At 71.7% G+C, this 21,556-nt stretch carries 19 protein-coding genes; 16 read left to right on the top strand and 3 right to left on the bottom strand.

All coding sequences use genetic code 11. The features are described 5' to 3' along the window. The first annotated feature begins 26 nt into the window (after positions 1-26). The 9 genes from ACFWPT_RS31905 (at position 27) to ACFWPT_RS31865 (ending at position 10,114) form a co-directional block, all read left to right on the top strand. Positions 27-785, top strand: coding sequence for a YebC/PmpR family DNA-binding transcriptional regulator (locus ACFWPT_RS31905; RefSeq protein WP_063346810.1), 759 nt, complete (start codon positions 27-29; stop codon positions 783-785). Positions 786-950: 165 nt separating this feature from the next. After that, the gene (ruvC, locus tag ACFWPT_RS31900) at positions 951-1,493 is read left to right on the top strand and encodes a crossover junction endodeoxyribonuclease RuvC (RefSeq protein ID WP_380486020.1); all 543 of its coding nucleotides are present in this window, start codon (positions 951-953) and stop codon (positions 1,491-1,493) included. Then, a complete protein-coding gene (gene ruvA, locus ACFWPT_RS31895) occupies positions 1,490-2,101 on the top strand; it encodes a Holliday junction branch migration protein RuvA (RefSeq protein WP_063346808.1) in 612 nt (203 codons plus the stop codon). The genes ruvC and ruvA overlap by 4 nt, the downstream gene beginning before the upstream one ends. Positions 2,102-2,147: 46 nt before the next feature. After that, positions 2,148-3,224 carry a Holliday junction branch migration DNA helicase RuvB gene (ruvB, locus tag ACFWPT_RS31890; RefSeq protein WP_063346807.1) on the top strand — a complete coding sequence of 359 codons (1,077 nt, stop codon included), beginning with the start codon at positions 2,148-2,150 and terminating at the stop codon, positions 3,222-3,224. Between the two features lie 258 nt (positions 3,225-3,482). Next, positions 3,483-3,890 (top strand): preprotein translocase subunit YajC, encoded by a 408-nt coding sequence (gene yajC / locus ACFWPT_RS31885; RefSeq protein WP_380377211.1) that lies wholly within the window; start codon positions 3,483-3,485, stop codon positions 3,888-3,890. A 146-nt stretch (positions 3,891-4,036) separates the two neighbouring features. Further along, on the top strand, positions 4,037-5,827 hold the full coding sequence (secD, locus tag ACFWPT_RS31880; RefSeq protein ID WP_380377209.1) for a protein translocase subunit SecD: 1,791 nt from the start codon (positions 4,037-4,039) through the stop codon (positions 5,825-5,827). A 4-nt stretch (positions 5,828-5,831) separates the two neighbouring features. Further along, entirely contained in the window at positions 5,832-6,929 is a 1,098-nt protein-coding gene (gene secF / locus ACFWPT_RS31875) for a protein translocase subunit SecF (RefSeq protein WP_380486017.1), read from the top strand. A 25-nt stretch (positions 6,930-6,954) separates the two neighbouring features. Next, positions 6,955-7,506, top strand: coding sequence for an adenine phosphoribosyltransferase (locus ACFWPT_RS31870; RefSeq protein ID WP_380486015.1), 552 nt, complete (start codon positions 6,955-6,957; stop codon positions 7,504-7,506). 175 nt (positions 7,507-7,681) lie between these two features. Continuing rightward, a complete protein-coding gene (locus ACFWPT_RS31865; RefSeq protein WP_380377203.1) occupies positions 7,682-10,114 on the top strand; it encodes a RelA/SpoT family protein in 2,433 nt (810 codons plus the stop codon). Positions 10,115-10,184: 70 nt separating this feature from the next. On the opposite strand, the gene ACFWPT_RS31860 is transcribed toward ACFWPT_RS31865, so the two are convergent. After that, positions 10,185-11,414: a DUF349 domain-containing protein gene (locus tag ACFWPT_RS31860; protein ID WP_363372779.1), complete on the bottom strand. Its 1,230-nt coding sequence runs from the start codon at positions 11,412-11,414 to the stop codon at positions 10,185-10,187. A gap of 265 nt (positions 11,415-11,679) precedes the next feature. After that, positions 11,680-12,522, bottom strand: a complete 843-nt coding sequence (locus ACFWPT_RS31855; RefSeq protein WP_380486012.1) for a peptidylprolyl isomerase — start codon at positions 12,520-12,522, stop codon at positions 11,680-11,682. 274 nt (positions 12,523-12,796) lie between these two features. Here ACFWPT_RS31855 and ACFWPT_RS31850 point away from each other — a divergent pair, with 274 nt between their 5' ends. The 4 genes from ACFWPT_RS31850 (at position 12,797) to ACFWPT_RS31835 (ending at position 17,158) form a co-directional block, all read left to right on the top strand. Further along, positions 12,797-13,504, top strand: coding sequence for an MBL fold metallo-hydrolase (locus tag ACFWPT_RS31850; protein WP_063346799.1), 708 nt, complete (start codon positions 12,797-12,799; stop codon positions 13,502-13,504). 11 nt (positions 13,505-13,515) lie between these two features. After that, complete coding sequence (gene hisS / locus ACFWPT_RS31845; protein WP_063346798.1) at positions 13,516-14,778, top strand: histidine--tRNA ligase; 1,263 nt, start codon at positions 13,516-13,518, stop codon at positions 14,776-14,778. Continuing rightward, complete coding sequence (gene aspS / locus ACFWPT_RS31840) at positions 14,775-16,556, top strand: aspartate--tRNA ligase (RefSeq protein WP_063346797.1); 1,782 nt, start codon at positions 14,775-14,777, stop codon at positions 16,554-16,556. Before hisS ends, aspS begins: the two co-directional genes overlap by 4 nt. A gap of 92 nt (positions 16,557-16,648) precedes the next feature. Beyond that, positions 16,649-17,158 (top strand): GNAT family N-acetyltransferase, encoded by a 510-nt coding sequence (locus ACFWPT_RS31835; RefSeq protein WP_380377196.1) that lies wholly within the window; start codon positions 16,649-16,651, stop codon positions 17,156-17,158. On the opposite strand, the gene ACFWPT_RS31830 is transcribed toward ACFWPT_RS31835, so the two are convergent. Then, the gene (locus ACFWPT_RS31830) at positions 17,131-18,150 is read right to left on the bottom strand and encodes a LysR family transcriptional regulator (protein WP_380486010.1); all 1,020 of its coding nucleotides are present in this window, start codon (positions 18,148-18,150) and stop codon (positions 17,131-17,133) included. The genes ACFWPT_RS31835 and ACFWPT_RS31830 overlap by 28 nt on opposite strands. Positions 18,151-18,359: 209 nt before the next feature. On the opposite strand from ACFWPT_RS31830, the gene ppk2 reads away from it, so the two are divergent. The 3 genes from ppk2 to rpsD all read left to right on the top strand — a co-directional run bounded on the left by ppk2 (position 18,360) and on the right by rpsD (position 21,540). Next, entirely contained in the window at positions 18,360-19,193 is an 834-nt protein-coding gene (gene ppk2, locus ACFWPT_RS31825) for a polyphosphate kinase 2 (RefSeq protein WP_380486008.1), read from the top strand. 58 nt (positions 19,194-19,251) lie between these two features. Next, positions 19,252-20,601, top strand: coding sequence for a replication-associated recombination protein A (locus ACFWPT_RS31820; protein WP_363372766.1), 1,350 nt, complete (start codon positions 19,252-19,254; stop codon positions 20,599-20,601). Between the two features lie 324 nt (positions 20,602-20,925). Then, positions 20,926-21,540 carry a 30S ribosomal protein S4 gene (gene rpsD, locus ACFWPT_RS31815; RefSeq protein ID WP_063346792.1) on the top strand — a complete coding sequence of 205 codons (615 nt, stop codon included), beginning with the start codon at positions 20,926-20,928 and terminating at the stop codon, positions 21,538-21,540. Positions 21,541-21,556 lie beyond the last annotated feature (16 nt).

Below are 21,556 nucleotides of genomic sequence, written 5' to 3'. Positions count from 1 at the left end.
CTTTGGCGACGTAAAGGAGCTGGCGAATGTCCGGCCACTCTAAGTGGGCTACCACCAAGCACAAGAAGGCCGTGATCGACGCCAAGCGCGGCAAGCTCTTCGCCAAGATGATCAAGAACATCGAGGTGGCGGCGCGCACCGGCGGTTCCGACCCGGCCGGCAACCCGACCCTCTACGACGCCATCCAGAAGGCGAAGAAGAGCTCGGTCCCGATCGACAACATCAACCGCGCCGTCAAGCGCGGTGGCGGTCTGGAGGCCGGCGGCGCCGACTACCAGACGATCATGTACGAGGGCTACGGCCCGAACGGCGTCGCCGTCCTGATCGAGTGCCTCACCGACAACCGCAACCGCGCCGCCTCCGACGTGCGCGTCGCGATGACCCGCAACGGCGGCTCGATGGCCGACCCGGGCTCGGTGTCGTACCTGTTCACCCGCAAGGGCGTCGTGATCGTCCCCAAGGCTGACGGCGTGGACGAGGACAAGCTCTTCGAGGTCGTCCTCGACCAGGAGCCCGAGGAGATCAACGACCTCGGCGACGCGTTCGAGATCGTCTCCGAGGCCACCAAGATGGTCGCCGTGCGCACCGCGCTGGTGGACGCCGGTGTCGACTACGACTCGGCCGAGGCCAACTTCCTCCCGAGCATGCAGGTCGAGCTGGACGTCGACGGCGCCCGCAAGATCCTCAAGCTGATCGACGTGCTGGAGGACAGCGACGACGTGCAGAACGTCTTCGCCAACTTCGACATCTCCGACGAGGTCGGTGCGCAGCTCGACGCCGAGTGATCGTTCTCACTCCCCGGCCCGGCGGTCTCCCGACCGCCGGGCCGGTGTCTTTGCGGGCGCTGTCGGACCCGGACGGTAGCCTTCGCAGGTCGCCCGCCGTGGGCCGGAGGGCCTGCCCGGGCCGGAGCGCCCGGAGGCGAGCGGCGATCAACGAGAGGCGGGGCTGTGGTACGGGTACTGGGCGTGGACCCGGGGCTGACCAGGTGCGGGATCGGCGTGGTCGAGGGTGCGCCGGGGCGGCCGCTGCGGATGGTCGGGGTCGGCGTGGTGCGCACCCCCGCCGAGGAGGAGATCGGGCGGCGGCTGCTGCTGGTGGAGCAGGGCATGGAGGCCTGGCTCGACGAGCACGAGCCGGAGCTGGTCGCCGTCGAGCGGGTGTTCGCCCAGCACAACGTCCGGACGGTGATGGGCACCGCCCAGGCCAGCGCGGTCGCGATGCTCTGCGCCACCCGGCGCGGCATCCCGGTCACCCTGCACACCCCGAGCGAGGTCAAGGCCGCCGTCACCGGCTCCGGCCGGGCCGACAAGGCGCAGGTCACGGCCATGGTGCAGCGCCTGCTGCGGCTGGACGCCCCGCCCAAGCCCGCCGACGCCGCCGACGCGCTGGCGCTGGCCATCTGCCACATCTGGCGCGGCGGGGCGGTCAACCGCCTGGAAGCCGCGGTACGGGCGGCCCGCGCCACCCCCCTGAAAGGAAGCAGCCGGTGATCGCCTTCGTGCAAGGGCCCGTGGCGGCCATCTCCTCCGGACTCGCCGTGGTCGAGGTCGGCGGGGTCGGCATGGCCGTGCAGTGCACGCCGAACACGCTGGCCGGGCTCCGGCTGGGTGAGCCCGCCCGGCTCGCGACCTCGTTGGTGGTCCGGGAGGACTCGCTGACCCTGTTCGGCTTCGCGGACGACGACGAGCGCGCCGTCTTCGAGATCCTCCAGGCCGCGCCGGGCGTCGGCCCGAAGCTGGCGCAGGCGATCCTCGGGGTGCACAGCCCCGACGCGCTGCGGGCCGCGGTGGCCGGCGGCGACGAGAAGGCGCTGGTGGCCGTGCCCGGCATCGGGAAGGCGAAGGCCGCCAAGCTGCTGCTGGAGTACAAGGACAAGCTGGGCGCCCCGCACGGCGCGGTGCCGGCGCAGAAGCCGATCGCGAGCGGTCCGGCCCCCTGGAGCGAGCAGCTGCACTCGGCGCTGACCGGTCTCGGCTACGCTCCGCGCGAGGCGGACGAGGCGGTCGTGGCCGTCACCCCCGAGGCGGAGGCCCAGCAGACGCCGGACGTCGGCGCACTGCTCCGGCTCGCCCTGCGCGGCCTCAACCGATCCCGCTAAAGCCATCTGGCGATCTGTCCTCTTGTCGACTTTGGAGCATGTGCTGATGAGTCCGTACGACTCGGACCCGGGCGACCGGCTGGTGACGGCCGCCGCCGATGGGGAGGACCAGGCGGTCGAGGCGGCGCTGCGCCCCAAGCTGCTGGACGAGTTCATCGGTCAGGAGCGGGTGCGCGAGCAGCTGTCCCTGGTGCTCCAGGCGGCCCGCAAGCGCGGCAGCGCGCCCGACCACGTGCTGCTCAGCGGGCCGCCCGGGCTGGGCAAGACCACCCTGTCCATGATCATCGCCGCCGAGCTGGGCGCCCCGATCCGGATCACCTCCGGCCCGGCGATCCAGCACGCGGGGGACCTCGCGGCGATCCTCTCCTCGCTCGCCGAGGGCGAGGTGCTCTTCCTCGACGAGATCCACCGGATGTCCCGTCCGGCCGAGGAGATGCTCTACATGGCGATGGAGGACTTCCGGGTCGACGTGATCGTCGGCAAGGGCCCGGGCGCCACCGCCATCCCGCTGGAACTGCCGCCCTTCACCCTGGTCGGCGCCACCACCCGGGCCGGCCTGCTGCCGCCCCCGCTGCGCGACCGCTTCGGCTTCACCGGGCACATGGAGTTCTACGCCCCGGCCGAGCTCGAACGGGTGGTGCGCCGCTCGGCCACCCTGCTGGACGTGGAGATCGACCCGGCCGGCGCCGCCGAGATCGCCGGCCGCTCGCGGGGGACGCCGCGCATCGCCAACCGGCTGCTGCGCCGGGTCCGCGACTTCGCGCAGGTGCGGCACGACGGCCAGGTCACCGTCGAGATCGCCGCCCGGGCGCTGGACGTCTACGAGGTGGACGCCCGCGGTCTGGACCGGCTGGACCGCGCGGTGCTGACCGCGCTGCTGCGGCTGTTCGGCGGCGGGCCGGTCGGTTTGTCGACTCTTGCGGTCGCGGTGGGGGAGGAGTCCGAGACGGTCGAGGAGGTGGCGGAGCCCTTCCTGGTCCGCGAGGGCCTGCTCGCCCGGACCCCGCGCGGCCGGATCGCCACCGCGGCGGCCTGGCAGCACCTCGGGCTGACCCCGCCGATCCAGACCACCCGGGGCGCCGTGCCCGCGCAATCCGAACTCTTCCGGGCCGACGAGGGCTGAACGGGTGATCGCCGCCCGACGGTTCCCGGGAGGCGTCCGATGCACCGCCCCGGTGAGTGGCCCGGGTGCGAGCCGGGGGCGAAGCCGGGGAAACTGTGCAGGCGGAGGGTCGCCACTTTCGGCGGCAGGATGCGATGCTTGGCGTTGTCCGATCAGTTCGGGGTCGCCTAGACTCCGCCGGACCGCCCCGCTCACCTGACGGGCCGACCAATACCACACAGGCCGCCGGTCGGCGGCCCGTAAAGGACCCTGGCTGCAGTGAACTTCATCATCCTTCTCCTCCCGATCATCGCGATCGTGCTCATGTTCCGGTCGCAGAAGAAGCGCCAGTCGCAGATGCAGCAGATGCAGACCTCGCTGGAGCCAGGGGCGGGGGTGCGCACCATCGGCGGCCTGTACGCCACGGTGAAGGCGATCAACGAGGAGACCATCGAGCTGGAGATCGCGCCCGGCGTGGTCACCCACTTCACCAAGAGCGCGATCGCCGCTGTCCTGGAGCCCCAGGAGTACGACGCGATCATCAACGGTCGCCCCGCCGATGACGAGCTGGCCGAGCCGGAGGCCGAGGACGCCGACGCCGAGCCGGTCGAGGACAAGCCGCTGACGCTCACCAAGGACGGCGGCGCCAAGGGCGACGTCGAGGGCGGGGCTCCCGCGAGCAAGTAGTACGGTCGGGCACCAGCCCGGCCGCGCGGCCCAGTGCCGCGAGCCCACAGGACCTCAGGGCCGCAGAACCGCCATGCCCCCGTCCCGCCACAAGCCGGACGGGGGTCCGGTTGGGGGAGTGGCATGGACAGGGAGAAACGAGCAAGGTGGCAACACCCAAGTCGCGCCCGCGCGACGGCTACCCAGGGCGGGCGCTGGCCCTCATCCTGGTCGTCACCGTCGGACTGGTCGCCCTCATGTTCGGGACGGGCCACACCAAGCCCCGGCTCGGAATCGACCTCGCCGGTGGCACCAGTATCACGCTGACCGCGAAGTCGACCGACCCCAAGGCGATCAGCAAGTCCAACATGGACATCGCCACCGGGATCATCGAGCGCCGCGTCAACGGCATGGGTGTCTCCGAGGCGGAGGTGCAGACCCAGGGCGACAACACGATCATCGTGAACATCCCCAAGGGCGGCAACCAGCAGAACGCGGCGGACCAGGTGGGTACCACCGCCAAGCTGTTCTTCCGCCCGGTCCTCGCGGTGGCGCCCAGCGGCTTCACGCCGCCGGCGCCCACCGGCTCCCCCTCGGCCACCGGCACCCCGAGCGCGGCCCCGTCCGCCGGCTCCACCGCCTCGGCCGGCGCGAGCGCCACCGGCACGCCCAGCGCGAGCGGCACCAAGCAGGGCCGCCCGGCCGGTGAGGCGCTGGCCGCCGACGCCAGCCCGAGCGCCGCCGCCACGGGCGCGAGCACCGCCCCGAGCGCCGCCACCACGCCGTCCGCGCCCGCCACCCCGCCCAGCGCCGCGGACGTCAGCGCCGCGATGACCCAGGGCACCGTGCCGCCGGAGCTGGCTGCGGCCTTCACCGCCCTCGACTGCACCAAGCCGGAGGTCCGCGGGACCCAGACCGGCGCAGAGGACAAGGCCGTCGTCGCCTGCTCGCAGAAGGCCGAGAACGGCTACTACGAGAAGCTCGCCCTCGGCCCCGTCGCCGTGAAGGGCTCGGACGTCTCCAAGGCCCAGCCGGGCCTCGACAACCAGACGGGTGCCGGCTGGCAGGTCCAGCTCCAGTTCAACGGCGCCGGCACCGACGCCTTCACCAAGGTCACCGGCCAGCTCGCCACCCAGGCCCCGCCGAACAACCAGTTCGCGATCGTGCTGGACAACCAGGTCGTCTCGCACCCCGAGGTCAAGAACGTGATTCCCGGCGGCAGCGCCGTGATCACCGGCCGCTTCAGCCAGGCCGAGGCGCAGGACCTGTCCAACGTGCTGGGCTACGGCGCCCTGCCGCTGGAATTCAGCAAGGGCGAGATCACCACCGTCTCCCCGGCGCTCGGCGGCGACCAGCTCATGGCCGGTCTGGTCGCCGGCGCGATCGGCATGCTGCTGGTGGTGCTCTACTCGCTGGTGTACTACCGCGGCCTCGGCCTGGTCTCGATCGCCGGTCTGCTCGTCTCGGCGGCCCTGACCTACTCGATCATGAGCCTGCTCGGCGCCGGGATCGGCTTCGCGCTGAACCTGCCCGCGGTCTGCGGTGCGATCGTCGCGATCGGCATCACCGCCGACTCCTTCATCGTCTACTTCGAGCGCATCCGCGACGAGGTCCGCGAGGGCGCCCCGCTGCGCCCGGCGGTCCAGCGGGCCTGGCCGCGCGCCCGGCGCACCATCCTGGTGTCGGACTTCGTGTCCTTCCTCTGTGCCGCCGTGCTCTACGTGGTCTCGGTCGGCAAGGTCCAGGGCTTCGCGTTCACCCTGGGGCTGACCACCGCGCTGGACGTCGTGGTGATCTTCCTCTTCACCAAGCCGGTGATCACGCTGCTGGCCCGGCGCAAGTTCTTCGCCAACGGTCACCCGTGGTCCGGCCTGGACCCGAAGCGGCTGGGCGCCCGCCCGCCGCTGCGCAGCAGCCGTCGCCGTAGCCCCTCCTCTGCCGCCGTGAAGGAGGCCTGACACCGTGTCACGCTTCTCCAATCTGGGACACCGGCTCTACCAGGGCGAGGTCAGCTTCGACTTCGTCGGGCGCCGTAAGCTCTGGTACTCCATCTCCGGCGTGATCGTGCTGATCGCGGCGATCGGTCTGTCGATGGGCCTGCACCTGGGCATCGAGTTCAAGGGCGGCTCGGTCTACACCGTGGCCAAGCCGGGGCTGACCGTCTCGCAGGCGCAGGAGACGTCCGACCAGATCGTCTCCTCGCACCCGCTGGTGCAGTCGACCGACAACGGCAAGATCCGCATCCAGGTCAGCACCGAGGAGCCGAAGAGCTCGGACGAGATCCGCGCTCAGCTCTCCGAGAAGCTGGCCGTGCCGCTGGACACCGTCGAGGCCCAGGTGATCGGCCCCAGCTGGGGCAAGCAGATCTCCTCGAAGGCGCTCACCGGCCTGATCATCTTCATGGTCCTGGTGACGGTCTACCTGGCGATCGCCTTCGAGTGGCGGATGGCGGTGGCGGCCCTGGTCGCCCTCATCCACGACCTCCTGATCACCATCGGCGTGTACGCCCTGGTGGGCTTCGAGGTCACCCCCGGTACGGTGATCGGCTTCCTGACCATCCTCGGGTACTCGCTCTACGACACGGTCGTCGTCTTCGACACCGTGAAGGAGAACACCAAGGACCTCACCAAGCAGAACAAGCTCACCTACAGCGAGGCGGCCAACGCGGGCCTCAACCAGACCCTGGTGCGTTCGCTCAACACCACCGTGGTCGCCCTGCTCCCGGTCGCCGCGCTGCTGTTCATCGGTGGCGGCCTCCTGGGCGCCGGCACGCTGAACGACATCTCGCTGGCGCTGTTCATCGGCCTCGCGGCCGGTGCCTACTCGTCGATCTGCGTCGCCACCCCGCTGCTGGCGCAGCTCAAGGAGGAGCAGCCGGAGATGAAGGCGCTGCGCAAGCGGGTCCTGCAGCACCGGGCCGCGGCCGCTGCCAAGGCCGCGGGCGAGGTGCCGGCGGACGAGGAGATCGCGGACGAGGACCTGCCTGCGGGTATGGTCGGTCAGCGCGGCCGGGCGGCCGGCACCACGCGTGCCAAGGGCCGTCCGTCCACCAAGCGCTGAACCGACCCGACCGTAAGGACACGCCGTGACCACCGCCGACACCGCACTGGCCGAGCTGTTGAACAGCCGGATCCGGGACGTCCCGGACTACCCGAAGCCGGGTGTGCTGTTCAAGGACATCGCGCCGCTGCTGGCCGACGCCGAGGCCTTCGGCGCCCTCACCAGGACGCTGGCGGACCGGGCGCGGGAGCTCGGGGCGACCAAGGTGGTGGGCCTGGAGGCGCGCGGCTTCGTGCTGGCGGCTCCGGCGGCCTTCGCGGCCGGGCTCGGCTTCGTGCCGATCCGCAAGCAGGGCAAGCTGCCCGGCGAGGTGTTCCGGCGCTCGTACGAGCTGGAGTACGGCTCGGCGACGCTGGAGGTGCAGTGCGACGCCTTCGCGCCCGGTGAGCGGGTGCTGGTGGTGGACGACGTGCTGGCCACCGGTGGCACCATCGGCGCCTCGCTGGACCTGGTGAAGGAGGCCGGCGCCGAGCTGGTGGGCATCGTGGTGCTGATGGAGCTGGGCTTCCTGGACGGCCGGGAACGGCTGGCCGGGCACCTGAACGGCGCCCCGCTGGAGACGCTGGTCACGGTCTGAGGGACCTGAGTGAAGGGCGGCGGTCGGATCATCCGACCGCCGCCCTTCCGTTTCCGGCCCGGGTGGATGAACGCCGGGGCGCCCGGCTCGGTACCATGAAGATTCACCCCCTCCCGGTTGCGTCCGACCGTACGGGCCGCGGCAGGGGTCGGCCCCGGTGCCCCGAGGAGAGTCCTTGCCCGACGAGGTTGTGCCCACGGCCGAAGCGGCCGCCCCCGACAACCGTCCCACGCCCTCGGGGGCCACCCCGGCACGCCCGGCGCCGACCTCCTCGCGACCGACCGCCCCCACCGGGCGCGGCTCCTCCTCGGGTGGCATGCGCGCCCGCCTGGCCCGCCTCGGCGGCCAGCGCTCCAGCGTGCTCAACCCCGTGCTGGAGCCGCTGTTCCGGTCGATCCGGGCGAACGACCCGAAGGCCGACCCGGCGCTGCTGCGGGACATCGAGCGGGCCTACGCCGTCGCCGAGAAGTGGCACCGCGGGCAGAAGCGCAAGAGCGGCGACCCGTACATCACCCACCCGCTGGCGGTGGCCACCATCCTGGCCGAGCTGGGGATGGACGCCGCGACCCTGATGGCCGGGCTGCTGCACGACACCGTCGAGGACACCGACTACGGCCTGGAGACCCTGCGCAAGGACTTCGGCGACTCGGTGGCGCTGCTGGTGGACGGCGTCACCAAGCTGGACCGGGTCAAGTTCGGCGAGGCCGCGCAGGCCGAGACCGTCCGCAAGATGGTCGTCGCGATGGCCAAGGACCCGCGGGTCCTGGTGATCAAGCTGGCCGACCGCCTGCACAACATGCGCACGATGCGCTACCTCAAGCGGGAGAAGCAGGAGAAGAAGGCCCGCGAGACGCTGGAGATCTACGCCCCGCTGGCGCACCGGCTGGGCATGAACACCATCAAGTGGGAGCTGGAGGACCTCGCCTTCGCGATCCTCTACCCCAAGATGTACGACGAGATCGTCCGGCTGGTCGCCGAGCGCGCCCCCAAGCGGGACGAGTACCTGGCGACCGTCATCGACCAGGTCCAGGGGGACCTGCGCGGCGCCCGGATCACCGCCTCCGTCACCGGTCGGCCGAAGCACTACTACTCGGTCTACCAGAAGATGATCGTCCGGGGCCGGGACTTCGCCGAGATCTACGACCTGGTGGGCATCCGGGTCCTGGTCGACACCGTCCGCGACTGCTACGCGGCGCTGGGCACCATCCACGCGCGGTGGAACCCGGTGCCGGGGCGGTTCAAGGACTACATCGCGATGCCCAAGTTCAACATGTACCAGTCGCTGCACACGACGGTGATCGGCCCCGGCGGCAAGCCCGTCGAACTCCAGATCCGCACCTTCGACATGCACCGCCGGGCCGAGTACGGCATCGCCGCGCACTGGAAGTACAAGCAGCGCGCGGTGGCCGGCGCGTCCAAGGTCCGCACCGACACCCCGACCCAGGTCCGCAAGGACGACAAGGCCGGCGCCGTCAACGAGATGGCCTGGCTGCGGCAGCTGCTGGACTGGCAGAAGGAGACCGCCGACCCGAGCGAGTTCCTGGAGTCGCTGCGCTTCGACCTGGCCAGCAACGAGGTCTTCGTCTTCACGCCCAAGGGCGACGTGATAGCCCTGCCGGCCGGTGCGACCCCGGTCGACTTCGCCTTCGCGGTGCACACCGAGGTGGGCTACCGGACGATAGGGGCCCGGGTCAACGGGCGGCTGGTGCCGCTGGAGTCGACGCTGGAGAACGGCGACGCCGTCGAGGTGTTCACCTCCAAGGCGGAGAACGCCGGCCCGTCCCGGGACTGGCTGGGCTTCGTCAAGTCGCCGCGCGCCCGCAACAAGATCCGCGCCTGGTTCTCCAAGGAGCGCCGCGAGGAGGCGATCGAGCACGGCAAGGAGGCGATCGTCCGGGCGATGCGCAAGCAGGGCCTGCCGATCCAGCGGATCCTGACCGGCGACTCGCTGGTCACCCTGGCCCACGAGATGCGCTACCCCGACATCTCCTCGCTCTACGCCGCGATCGGCGAGGGCCACGTCACCGCGCAGAACATCGTGCAGAAGCTGGTCCAGGCGCTCGGCGGCGAGGAGGGCGCCACCGAGGACCTCGCCGAGACCGCGACCCCGACGCACGACAACCGCCGGGCGGTGCGCCGCCGGGCCAAGGGCGACCCGGGCGTGATCGTCAAGGGCGTCGAGGACGTCTGGGTCAAGCTGTCCCGCTGCTGCACCCCGGTGCCGGGCGACCCGATCGTCGGCTTCGTGACCCGCGGCAACGGCGTCTCGGTGCACCGCGCCGACTGCGTCAACGTCGAGTCGCTGAGCCAGCAGCCCGAGCGGATGATCGACGTCGAGTGGGCCGCCACCCAGTCCTCGGTGTTCCTGGTGGCCATCCAGGTCGAGGCGCTGGACCGCTCCCGGCTGCTCTCGGACGTCACCCGGGTGCTCTCCGACCAGCACGTCAACATCCTGTCGGCGGCGGTGCAGACCTCCCGCGACCGGGTCGCGATGAGCCGCTTCACCTTCGAGATGGGCGACCCGAAGCACCTCGGCCACGTGCTCAAGGCCGTGCGCGGCGTCGAGGGCGTCTACGACGTCTACCGCGTCACCTCGGCCCGCAAGTAGCGCCCCGAGCACGAGAGCACGAGAGAGGGCCCCGGGAGATCCCGGGGCCCTCTCTCGTGCGTTCGGCGGATCAGCCGCTGAACTCCTCCTGGCTCCGGTGCGCCTGCTCCAGCAGGGTCTGCACGCCGGCCAGCTCGTTCTCCAGCTTGGCGATCCGGCCGGCGTTCCCGGCGGCGCGGGCCTTGTCCAGATCCGTCCGGATCTTGTCGGCCTTCGCCTCGAACAGGCCGACCATGCCGGCGGCGCGCGCCTTGGCCTCCGGGTTGGAGCGCTTCCACTCGGAGTCCTCGGCCTCGCGGATGGCCCGCTCGACCGTGTTCAGCCGGCCGTCCAGCTTCGGACGGGCGTCGCGCGGCACGTGCCCGATCGCCTCCCAGCGCTCGTTGACCTCGCGCAGCGCCGCCTTGGCGGCCTTCAGGTCGGTGATCGGCAGGATCGCCTCGGCCTCGACGGCCAGCGCCTCCTTGAGCTTCTGGTTGGCCACCTGCTCGGCGTCCCGCTCGCTGAACACCGCGGAACGGGCCTGGAAGAAGACGTCCTGCGCGCCGCGGAAGCGCGCCCACAGCTCGTCCTCGATGTCCCGCTGGGCCCGGCCGGCGGACTTCCAGCGCGCCATCAGGTCGCGGTAGGCGGCCGCGGTGTCGCCCCACTCGGTGGACGAGGACAGCGCCTCGGCCTCGGCGACCAGCGCCTCCTTGGTCTGCCGGGCCTGCTCGCGCTCGGCGTCCAGGGTCGCGAAGTGCGCCTTGCGGTGCTTGGAGAAGACCGAGCGGGCGTGCGAGAAGCGGTGCCACAGCTCGTCGTCGCTCTTGCGGTCCAGCCGGGGCAGGCCCTTCCAGGTGTCCACCAGGGCGCGCAGCCGGTCCCCGGCCTCCCGCCACTGGGTGGACTCGGCGAGCTGCTCGGCCTCGGAGACCAGCGCCTCCTTGGCGGTGCGGGTCTCGTCCTGGGCCTTGGCGCGAGCGGCCTTGCGCTCCTCGCGCCGGCTCTCGATCTCGCCGGCGAGCGTGTCCAGCCGCTTGGCCAGGGCGGCCAGGTCGCCGACCGCGTGCCCCTCGGTCACCTGGGCGCGCAGGTGGTCCAGCGCGGCCTGGGCGTCCTTGGCGGCCAGGTCGGTGGTGCGCACCCGCTTCTCCAGCAGGCCGATCTCCACCTCGATGCCCTGGTACTTGCGCTCGAAGTAGGCGAGGGCCTCCTCGGGCGAGCCGGCCTGCCAGGAACCCACGACGCGTTCGCCGTCGGCCGTCCTGACGTAGACCGTGCCCTGCTCGTCGACACGGCCCCACGGGTCGCTGCTCATAGCGCGTCCTCCACATGACGTCGCGCCCGCGCCGGGGCGGCGCGCGTCCGTCGTCCACAGTTGATGTGCGGCGGACCGATGAGTCCGCCGTCCCCGTCCGCCGTGACTTGCTGCCGAGGGTGACGGCCAGGCGGGTACGGGCACCCTGATACAACGCCAACATAGGCGACCGGCCCCGGTGCTGTCCGCATCCGGGCCGGGCGATTTCGGGCCGGGGCCGCGCCGAGGCGCTTCGGGCGCCCCTTGTGGGCGGCCCCGGGAAATGTCAACTCTTTGCCGTGGTCACCGAGTTGAAGGTGACGTCGGCCATCGGGTGGCCGTCCGGGGCGCCCTCCAGGGTGCCCGCGGCGGCGATCTTCTGCACCGCGTCCAGGCCCCCGGTGATCTTGCCGAAGGGGGTGTAGTTCGGGGGCAGCTGGGTGTCCTTGTAGACCAGGAAGAACTGGCTCCCGTTCGTGCCCGGGCCGGAGTTGGCCATCGCCACGGTGCCCGCCGGGTAGGTCGCGCCGGTCAGGTTCTCGTCCGCGAACTTGTACCCGGGGCCGCCGGTGCCGCCCGGGACGGTCGCGCTGGCGGTCGGGTCGCCGCACTGGAGCACGAAGATGCCGTCGGTGGTGAGGCGGTGGCACTTGGTGTGGTCGAAGTACTTCTCCCCGGCCAGGAAGACGAAGGAGTTCACCGTGTGCGGGGCCTTGGCCGCGTCGAGCGCGAGCGTCACCTTGCCGCAGTTGGTGTCCAGCGTCGCGGTGTACGAGCCGCCCGCGTCGACCGCCATCGCCGGCTCGGCCTGCCACTGCTTGCCGTTCGGCGCGCCCGGCGCCGGCTCGGCGCAGCCCTCGACCGGCTTGCGGGTCGGGGTGGTCGGCTCGGCGCTCTGGCTCGGCGCGGCCTTGGCGGAGGAGGCGGCCGAAGCCGACTTGTCCTTGTCCGAGCTGAACGCCCCGGTGCCGACCAGCGCACCGCCGCCGGCCAGCACCACGACGGCGAGCGCGGAGCCCAGGATCGTGTTGCGGCGCCTGCGCGCGGACCGCGCGGCGACCCGCCGCTCCATCTGGCGCTCGTACTTCTCTCGGGCGAGCTGCCGCCGCCGCTGTTCGCTGCTGACCACCGGCCGTGTCTCCTACGGATGTGCTGGGAAAGTGGATGGGTACCGAAGCGGATCATCGCATCCATCGGCGGCCAAGTGTAGGGACCGGGCCTGTAAGAACGCGGTGAACCTGTCAGTGCGAACCGCGCGCGCCACCCCTATCTGGTTCGCAACCGCACCCGCACCGCCGGTAGGCTGCCTTTACCTCACTGGTTTGCTGCATGACTGGTGGCTGCATCCGACCCGGCAGCCGCGACCGTAGCCGCCACTGCCGACCGCATCACGAAGGACGCGCGTGTTCATCGCCGGATTCCCCGCTGGAGCCTGGGGCACCAACTGCTACCTGGTCGCCCCGGCGGCGGGCGAGGAGTGCGTCATCGTCGATCCCGGCCACCAGGCGGCGCGCGGTGTCGAGGAGATGGTCCGCGAGCACGGGCTCAAGCCCGTCGCCGTGGTGCTCACGCACGGCCACATCGACCACGTGGCCTCGGTGGTCCCGGTCTGCGGCGCCCGCGGCGTCCCGGCCTGGATCCACCCCGAGGACCGGTACATGATGTCCGACCCGGAGAAGGCCCTCGGCCGCGCCCTGGGCACCCAGCTGATGGGCGAGCTCACCGTCGGCGAGCCCGACGACGTGCGCGAGCTCACCGACGGCGCCGTGCTGGAGCTCGCCGGCCTGCAGCTCACCGTGGACCACGCCCCGGGCCATACCGGGGGGTCGGTGACCTTCCGGACGCCCGGTGCCGAGGACCTCCCCCCGGTGCTGTTCTCGGGCGACCTGCTGTTCGCCGGCTCCATCGGGCGTACCGACCTCCCGGGCGGGGACAGCGAGGCGATCATGCGGTCGCTGGCCCGGGTGTGCCTGCCCCTCGACGACACCACCGTGGTCCTCTCCGGCCACGGCGGACAGACCACCATCGGCCACGAGCGCGCCACCAACCCCTACCTCCGACAGGCAGCAGGGGCGGCCGGCGCCCAGGCTTTCCCGCGACGAGGAATGTGACGGAAGAGAAGTTGAGCACCTTCACCGCCCCCAAGGGCACCTACGACCTGCTGCCCCCCAGCTCCGCGACCTTCCTGGCGATCCGCGAGCGCATCGCCGCGCCCGCCCGCCGGGCCGGCTACGGCTACGTCGAGACCCCGGTCTTCGAGGACGTGAAGCTCTTCTCCCGCGGCGTCGGCGAGTCCACCGACATCGTCAGCAAGGAGATGTACAACCTCACCACCCGCGGCGGCGACGAGCTCGCGCTGCGCCCGGAGGGCACCGCCTCGGTGCTGCGCGCCGCCCTCCAGGCCAACCTGCACAAGCAGGGCAACCTGCCGGTCAAGCTCTGGTACTCCGGCTCGTACTACCGCTACGAGCGCGCCCAGAAGGGCCGCTACCGCCAGTTCTCCCAGGTCGGCGCCGAGGCGATCGGGGCCGAGGACCCGGCCCTGGACGCCGAGCTGATCATCCTCGCCGACGACGCCTTCCGCTCGCTGGGCGTGCGCGACTACTCGCTGCTGCTCAACAGCCTCGGCGACAAGCAGTGCCGCCCGGTCTACCGCGCCGCCCTGGTCGAGTTCCTCGCCGGCCTGGACCTGGACGAGGACACCCGCCGCCGCGCCGACATCAACCCGCTGCGCGTCCTGGACGACAAGCGCGAGTCGGTGCAGGCCCAGCTGGTCGACGCGCCCAAGCTGCGCGACTACCTGTGCGAGGAGTGCAAGGCGTACGACGAGAAGGTCCGCGAGCTGCTCACCGCGAACGGCGTGGCCTTCGTCGACGACCCGAAGCTGGTCCGCGGCCTGGACTACTACACCCGCACCACCTTCGAGTTCGTGCACAACGGCCTCGGCGCCCAGTCCGCGATCGGCGGCGGCGGCCGCTACGACGGCCTGTCCGAGATGATCGGCGGCCCGGCGCTGCCGTCCGTCGGCTGGGCCCTCGGCGTGGACCGCACCTTCCTGGCGATGGAGGCCGAGGGCATCGTCCTCGACCTGCCCGCCGCGACCTCCGTGTACGCCGTCGCGCTCGGCGAGGAGGCCAAGAACGTCCTGTTCGCCAAGGTGGTCGAGCTGCGCCGGGCCGGCGTCGCCACCGACCTCGCCTTCGGCGTCAAGAGCATCAAGAACGCCATGAAGTCCGCCGACCGGTCCGGCGCCCGCTTCGCCCTCGTGGCCGGGGACCGGGACCTCGCCGACGGCGTCGTCCAGCTCAAGGACCTGACCACCGGCGAGCAGAACCCCGTCGCCCTCGACGCACTCGTCACCACCCTGAAGGAGAAGCAGCTGTGATCCGCACGCACGACGCGGGCACGCTCCGCCCGGAGCACGCAGGCACCACCGTCACCCTGGCCGGCTGGGTCGCCCGCCGCCGCGACCACGGCGGTGTCGCCTTCATCGATCTGCGCGACGCCTCCGGCACCGTGCAGATCGTGGTCCGCGACCTCGACTCGGTGCACGGCCTTCGCGCCGAGTACTGCGTCAAGGTCGTCGGCGACGTCCGGGTGCGCCCCGACGGCAACGAGAACCCGGACATCCCGACCGGCGCGGTCGAGGTCGTCGTCAGCGAGATCGAGGTCCTCTCCGAGGCCGCCCCGCTGCCCTTCCCGGTCGCCGAGTACGAGCCGGGCACGGTCAACGAGGAGGTCCGGCTGCGCTACCGCTACCTGGACCTGCGCCGTGAGGGCCCGGCCAAGGGCCTGCGGCTGCGCTCCAAGGTGAGCAACATCATCCGCCGGGTGATGGAGGAGAACGACTACCTCGACATCGAGACGCCGTACCTCACCCGCTCCACCCCCGAGGGCGCCCGCGACTTCCTCGTCCCGGTCCGCCTGCAGCCCGGCCACTGGTACGCGCTGCCGCAGTCGCCCCAGCTGTTCAAGCAGCTGCTGATGGTGGCCGGCATGGAGCGCTACTACCAGATCGCCCGCTGCTTCCGCGACGAGGACTTCCGCGCCGACCGGCAGCCGGAGTTCACCCAGCTCGACATCGAGGCCTCGTTCGTCGACCAGGAGGACATCCTGGCCCTCGGCGAGAAGATCGTCGGCTCGATCTGGCGCGAGGTGCACGGCTACGAGCTCCCCAACCCGCTGCCCCGGATGACCTACGCGGACGCCATGGCCCGCTACGGCTCCGACAAGCCGGACGTCCGCTTCGGACAGGAACTCACCGACCTCACCGAGTACTTCAAGGGCACCGCGTTCCGCGTCTTCCAGGCCCCGTACGTCGGCGCCGTGGTGATGCCCGGCGGCGCCTCGCAGCCCCGCAAGGCGCTCGACGCCTGGCAGGACTGGGCCAAGGCGCGCGGCGCCCGCGGCCTGGCCTACGTCGTCATCGACGCCGAGACCGGCGAGCTGCGCGGCCCGGTCGCCAAGAACCTGTCCGAGGAGCACCTGGCCGGCCTGGCCGCCGCCGCGGGCGCCAAGAACGGCGACGCGATCTTCTTCGCGGCCGGCAAGCAGCGCCCCTCGCAGGAGCTGCTGGGCGCCGCCCGTCTGGAGATCGGCCGCCGCTGCGAGCTGATCGACGCGTCGCAGTGGGCCTTCCTCTGGGTCGTCGACTTCCCGATGTTCGAGCCGATCGAGGACGACAAGGGCGAGTTCCAGGGCTGGCACGCGGTGCACCACCCGTTCACCGCCCCGACCGCCGAGTCGCTCGCCACCTTCGACACCGACCCGGGCTCGGCGCTGTCCAACGCCTACGACCTGGTCCTCAACGGCTCGGAGCTGGGCGGCGGTTCGATCCGTATCCACCAGCGCGACGTGCAGAAGCGGGCGTTCGACGCGATCGGCCTCTCCGAGGAGGAGGCGGCCTCGCAGTTCGGCTTCCTGCTGGACGCCTTCAACTACGGCCCGCCGCCGCACGGTGGCGTCGCCTTCGGCCTCGACCGCATCGTCACCCTGCTCGGCGGGTACGACACCATCCGCGACGTCATCGCCTTCCCGAAGACGTCCACCGGCGGTGACCCGCTGACCGGCGCCCCGACCCCGATCACCCCGGCCCAGCGCCGGGAGGCCGGCGTGGACGCCAAGCCGAAGTTGCGCGAGGACGCCGCGAAGTCCGACGCCTGACACCGGATCCGCTAACCTTCAACGGCCCCGGACGGTCCACCCACCGTCCGGGGCCGGTCCACAATGACGTGTGACACAAGGAGGGTTGACTCATGCAGGTGATCACAAGAGTCGAGTGTCCGGATGACGTCCCGGCGACCAGACGCGTCCACATGGCCGCGTTCCCCGGCCCGGACGAGGCGGACCTGGTCGACGCGCTGCGCCGCGATCCGGCCTGGCTGCCCGGGCTGTCGCTGGTCGCGGTCGACGAGGCCGGGCTGGTGATCGGGCACGCGCTGCTGACCCGGCTGCGGGTCGGCGAGGACGGCGCGGGCCTCGCGCTCGCGCCGGTCGCCGTCGCGCCGGAGTGGCAGCGCAAGGGCGTCGGCGAACTCGTCGTCCGGGCCGCGCTGTCGGCGGCCGAGAAGGCAGGGGAGAAGCTCGTGGTCGTCCTCGGCGACCCGGAGTACTACGGGCGGTTCGGCTTCAGCGCGGCCGGACGGCACGAGATCAGCGGGCCGTTCGAGGTGCCGGACGCCTACTTCCAGGCGCTGCCGCTGCCCGCGTACGACGGCGCTCCGCGCGGGCTCTGCCGCTACCCCGAGGCCTTCGTGGCGGTGTAGACCGTCAGATCGGTTCCACCGATCGTGTTCCCACCCGGGGCTCCGTTTTCACCCGACGTTTCCACCAGGGGCTCCGTCCCACCCGACCTTCCCAGCCGGCCGAAGGGGACCGTGACCCGGCAGCTGCGCACGAACGCGGCCATCGCCGGCGTGAGTTCGCGGTCCTTCGGCCAGTACAGCCCGACCCGGCTCGGGCTGAGCCCCCGCACCGGCCGGTACGCGACGTCATCCCGTACGGCCAGCCGGCTCATCGTCTCCGGTGCGAAGCCGACGCCCTGACCGCACACCACCGCGGCCAGCCACTCGTCGGTGTTGTGCGCCACCGCGCCGATCCGCACCGGACGCCCGCCCCGCTCCCGGCCCGCCAGCCAGTACTCGCGCCAGTGCCCGGCCTCGTGCGGTATCGCCACGAACGGCTCGTCCAGCAGGTCCTCGACGGACAGCTCGGCCCGGTCCGCCAGCCGGTGCCCGGCCGGCAGCGCCACGACCCGCGCCTCCTCGCCGAGCACGGCGACGTTGTAGTGCTCGACCAGCCACGCCGGGCCGTGCCAGAGCGTCAGGTCGATCTCGCCGGTGGCCAGGCCCGAGGTCGGGTCGAACCAGTTGTTCTGCCGCAGCTCCACCTGCCAGCCGGGCATCCGCCGGGCGAAGTCGGCGACGGTGCTGCGGGTCATCAGGTTGATGATGCCGCCCTCGAACCCCACCCGCAGCACCGAGCCCTGCTCGGCGGCGGCCGCCCGGGTGGCCCGCAGCGCGTCCTCCCAGCCGGCCAGCATCGCCCCGGCGTAGTCCGCCAGCGCCCGCCCGGCCGGGGTGGGCGCCATGCCGCGCCGCGACCGCTCGAACAGCTCGACCCCGAGCAGCGATTCCAGCTGGCGGATCTGCTTGGTGAGCGTCGGCTGGGAGACGAACAGCCGGGCCGCGGCAGCGGTCAGCTGCCCCTCCTCGCAGACCGCGGCGAAGCTGCGCAGCAGGCGGGTGTCGACATCCATGCCCCAAGGTTATGGAACCGGATATTGGACCCGTCCGGCAGGTGTGGGCCAAGGTTGATCGTTCGGCGTTCGCGCCGACCGGACGGGGGAGCGCGGCAGCGGCGGTTCAGGGGGCCGCCGCTGCCGCCCACCCGTCCTCCGACCTGCGGAGGCGGCCTCCAGCGCCTACGGTGAGTGCTCATCAGCAGCAGTCGGACGGAGGACCCCAGGTGGCCGAGGAGCAGCGGACCGCGAAGCCGGAACGACTCGCGAGGAAGCCGTACGAGCGGGAACTGCTGCGGCTCCAGCAGGAACTGGTGAAGCTGCAGGAGTGGGTGCGGGTCGAGGGCGCCCGACTGGTGGTGGTCTTCGAGGGGCGCGACGCCGCCGGCAAGGGCGGCGCGATCAAGCGGGTGACGGAGTACCTGAACCCGCGCATCGCCCGGGTCGCGGCGCTGCCGACCCCGACCGAGCGGCAGAAGACCCAGTGGTACTTCCAGCGGTACGTCGAGCAGCTGCCGGCCGCCGGGGAGATCGTGCTGTTCGACCGCAGCTGGTACAACCGGGCCGGCGTCGAGCGGGTCATGGGCTTCTGCACGGACGAGCAGTACTGGCAGTTCCTGCACCAGTGCCCGACCTTCGAGCGGATGCTGATCGAGGCGGGCATCCTGCTGCGCAAGTACTGGTTCTCGGTGAGCGACACCGAGCAGGAACGGCGCTTCCGGGACCGGCTGGAGGATCCGATGAAGCGCTGGAAGCTCTCCCCGATGGACGTCGAGTCGATCACCCGTTGGGAGGAGTACTCGCGGGCCAAGGACGAGATGTTCGTCTACACCGACACCCCGGACTCGCCCTGGCACGTGGTGGAGAGCGACGACAAGCGGCGGGCCCGGATCAACATGATCGCCCACCTGCTCTCCACCGTGCCGTACCGCGAGATCACCGCCCCGCAGATCGACCTGCCGCCCCGCCCGGCCCCGCGCGGCTACCAGCGGCCCCCGCGCGACCTGCAGAAGTACGTCCCGGACCACGCGGCCCGCCTCGATCGGCGGGACAGGGCGTAGGCGCGATGGGGCCGGCTGCTCCGGCGGGTGTGTCGGCGGCCTCGCATAGGCTTCCGGTGTGGACGAACCGGACCTCTTCACCGCCGCCGCCGAGGAACGCCAGAGCAGGGAGCCCGGCCGGGCGCCGCTGGCCGTACGGATGCGCCCGCGCACCCTGGACGAGGTGGCCGGGCAGCGGCAGCTGCTGAAGCCCGGGTCGCCGCTGCGGCGGCTGGTCTCGGGCTCGCGCGGGCCCGCGGCGACCAGCTCGGTGATCCTCTGGGGCCCGCCCGGTACCGGCAAGACCACCCTGGCGCACGTGATCAGCCAGGCCGTGGAGGGCCGCTTCGTCGAGCTGTCCGCGATCACCGCCGGGGTCAAGGAGGTCCGGGCGGTGATCGACGGCGCCCGGCGGGCGGTCGGCATGTCCGGCCGGGAGACGGTGCTGTTCCTGGACGAGATCCACCGCTTCTCCAAGGCCCAGCAGGACTCGCTGCTGCCGGCCGTGGAGAACCGGTGGGTCACCCTGATCGCGGCGACCACCGAGAACCCGTACTTCTCGGTGATCTCCCCGCTGCTGTCCCGCTCGCTGCTGCTCACCCTGGAGTCGCTGACCGACGAGGACGTCCGCGCCCTGCTGCGCCGCGCGGTGGCCGACGAGCGCGGCCTGGGGGGCGCGCTGGAGCTGACGGCGGAGGCCGAGGACCACCTGGTGCGCCTCGCCGGCGGTGACGCCCGGCGGGCGCTCACCACGCTGGAGGCGGCGGCCGGGGCGGCGCTGGAGAAGGGCGAGGCGAGCATCACGCTGGCCACCACGGAGACGGCCGTCAACCAGGCGGCGGTGCGCTACGACAAGGACGGCGACCAGCACTACGACGTGGCGAGCGCGCTGATCAAGTCGATCCGGGGCAGCGACGTGGACGCCACCCTGCACTACCTGGCCCGGATGATCGAGGCGGGGGAGGACCCGCGGTTCATCGCCCGCCGGCTGATGATCTCGGCCAGCGAGGACGTCGGCCTGGCCGACCCGACGGCGCTCCAGACGGCGGTCGCGGCGGCCCAGGCGGTGGCCCTGATCGGCTTCCCGGAGGCGCGGATCATCCTCTCCCAGGCGGCGATCGCGCTGGCCCTGGCGCCCAAGTCCAACGCGGCCTACCTGGCGATCGACGCGGCGCTGGCGGACGTCCGGCAGGGGCTCGCGGGCGCGGTGCCGCCGCACCTGCGGGACGCGCACTACGGCGGCGCGGGCAAGCTCGGCCACGGCCAGGGCTACCAGTACCCGCACGACCTGCCGGAGGGCATCGCGGCCCAGCAGTACGCGCCGGACGCGGTGCACGGCAAGGACTACTACCAGCCGACCCGGCGCGGCGGCGAGGCCCGGTACGCGGACGTCGTGGAGTGGACGCGGGGTCGGCTCAGGGGTGAGTGAGAAGGGGCGCTCGACCACCCGGTACAATCGGTCGAAGTGCCATGCCCCGGGACGGCGGCGGAGGAGACTCCACCGACCGGCCGCACCAGCGGGGCATCGGCCGTAGGCCTCCTCCGGGAGGCCCGCACCAGGAGCGTCGCGCACCGTTTCGGTGTCGCGGACGGCCCGGATTTCCGGGCTGTTCCGTGTGACCAGCACTTTTGTGCCCGGCTCCGGAGAGCGGCTGACCGCATCGCCTCGGCGATGGGTTGTCTCCGGGTCGCGAGATGCGACCTCCGTCAACACCTGGTGAAGCCGTATTCGTAAGCAAGGAAGGTTTGGTTCATGGCGAACCAGAAGCGTCCCAAGGTCAAGATCGCGCGTGCGCTCGGCGTGCCGCTGACCCCGAAGTCCGTCAAGTACTTCGAGGCCCGCCCGTACCCGCCCGGCCAGCACGGCCGTGGTCGCAAGCAGAACTCGGACTACAAGGTCCGTCTGCTCGAGAAGCAGCGTCTGCGCGCCCAGTACGACCTGAGCGAGAAGCAGATGGCGCGCGCGTTCGACCGCGCGAAGAAGGCCGAGGGCAAGACCGGTGAGGCGCTCGTCGCCGAGCTGGAGACCCGTCTGGACTCGCTGGTGCTGCGTTCGGGCATTGCCCGCACCATCTACCAGGCCCGCCAGATGGTCGTCCACGGCCACATCGAGGTCAACGGTGGCAAGGTCAACAAGCCGTCGTACCAGATGAAGCCGGGCTTCGTGGTGACCGTCCGCGAGCGCAGCAAGGAGAAGGTCCCGTTCCAGGTCGCCCGTGAGGGTGGCTACGCGGGTGAGGGCCAGACCCCGAAGTACCTCGAGGTCAACCTGAAGGCCCTGGCCTTCCGCCTGGACCGTGCGCCGCAGCGCAAGGAGGTCCCGGTGATCTGTGACGAGCAGCTGGTGGTCGAGTACTACTCGCGCTGACCCGCGGCGGTTCCGC

The organism is Kitasatospora sp. NPDC058478, from assembly GCF_042720345.1.
In the GTDB taxonomy this organism is placed as follows: Bacteria; Actinomycetota; Actinomycetes; order Streptomycetales; family Streptomycetaceae; genus Kitasatospora.
Note: the sequence above shows the minus strand (reverse complement) of the source record. Positions and strands in the feature narration are given on the sequence as shown.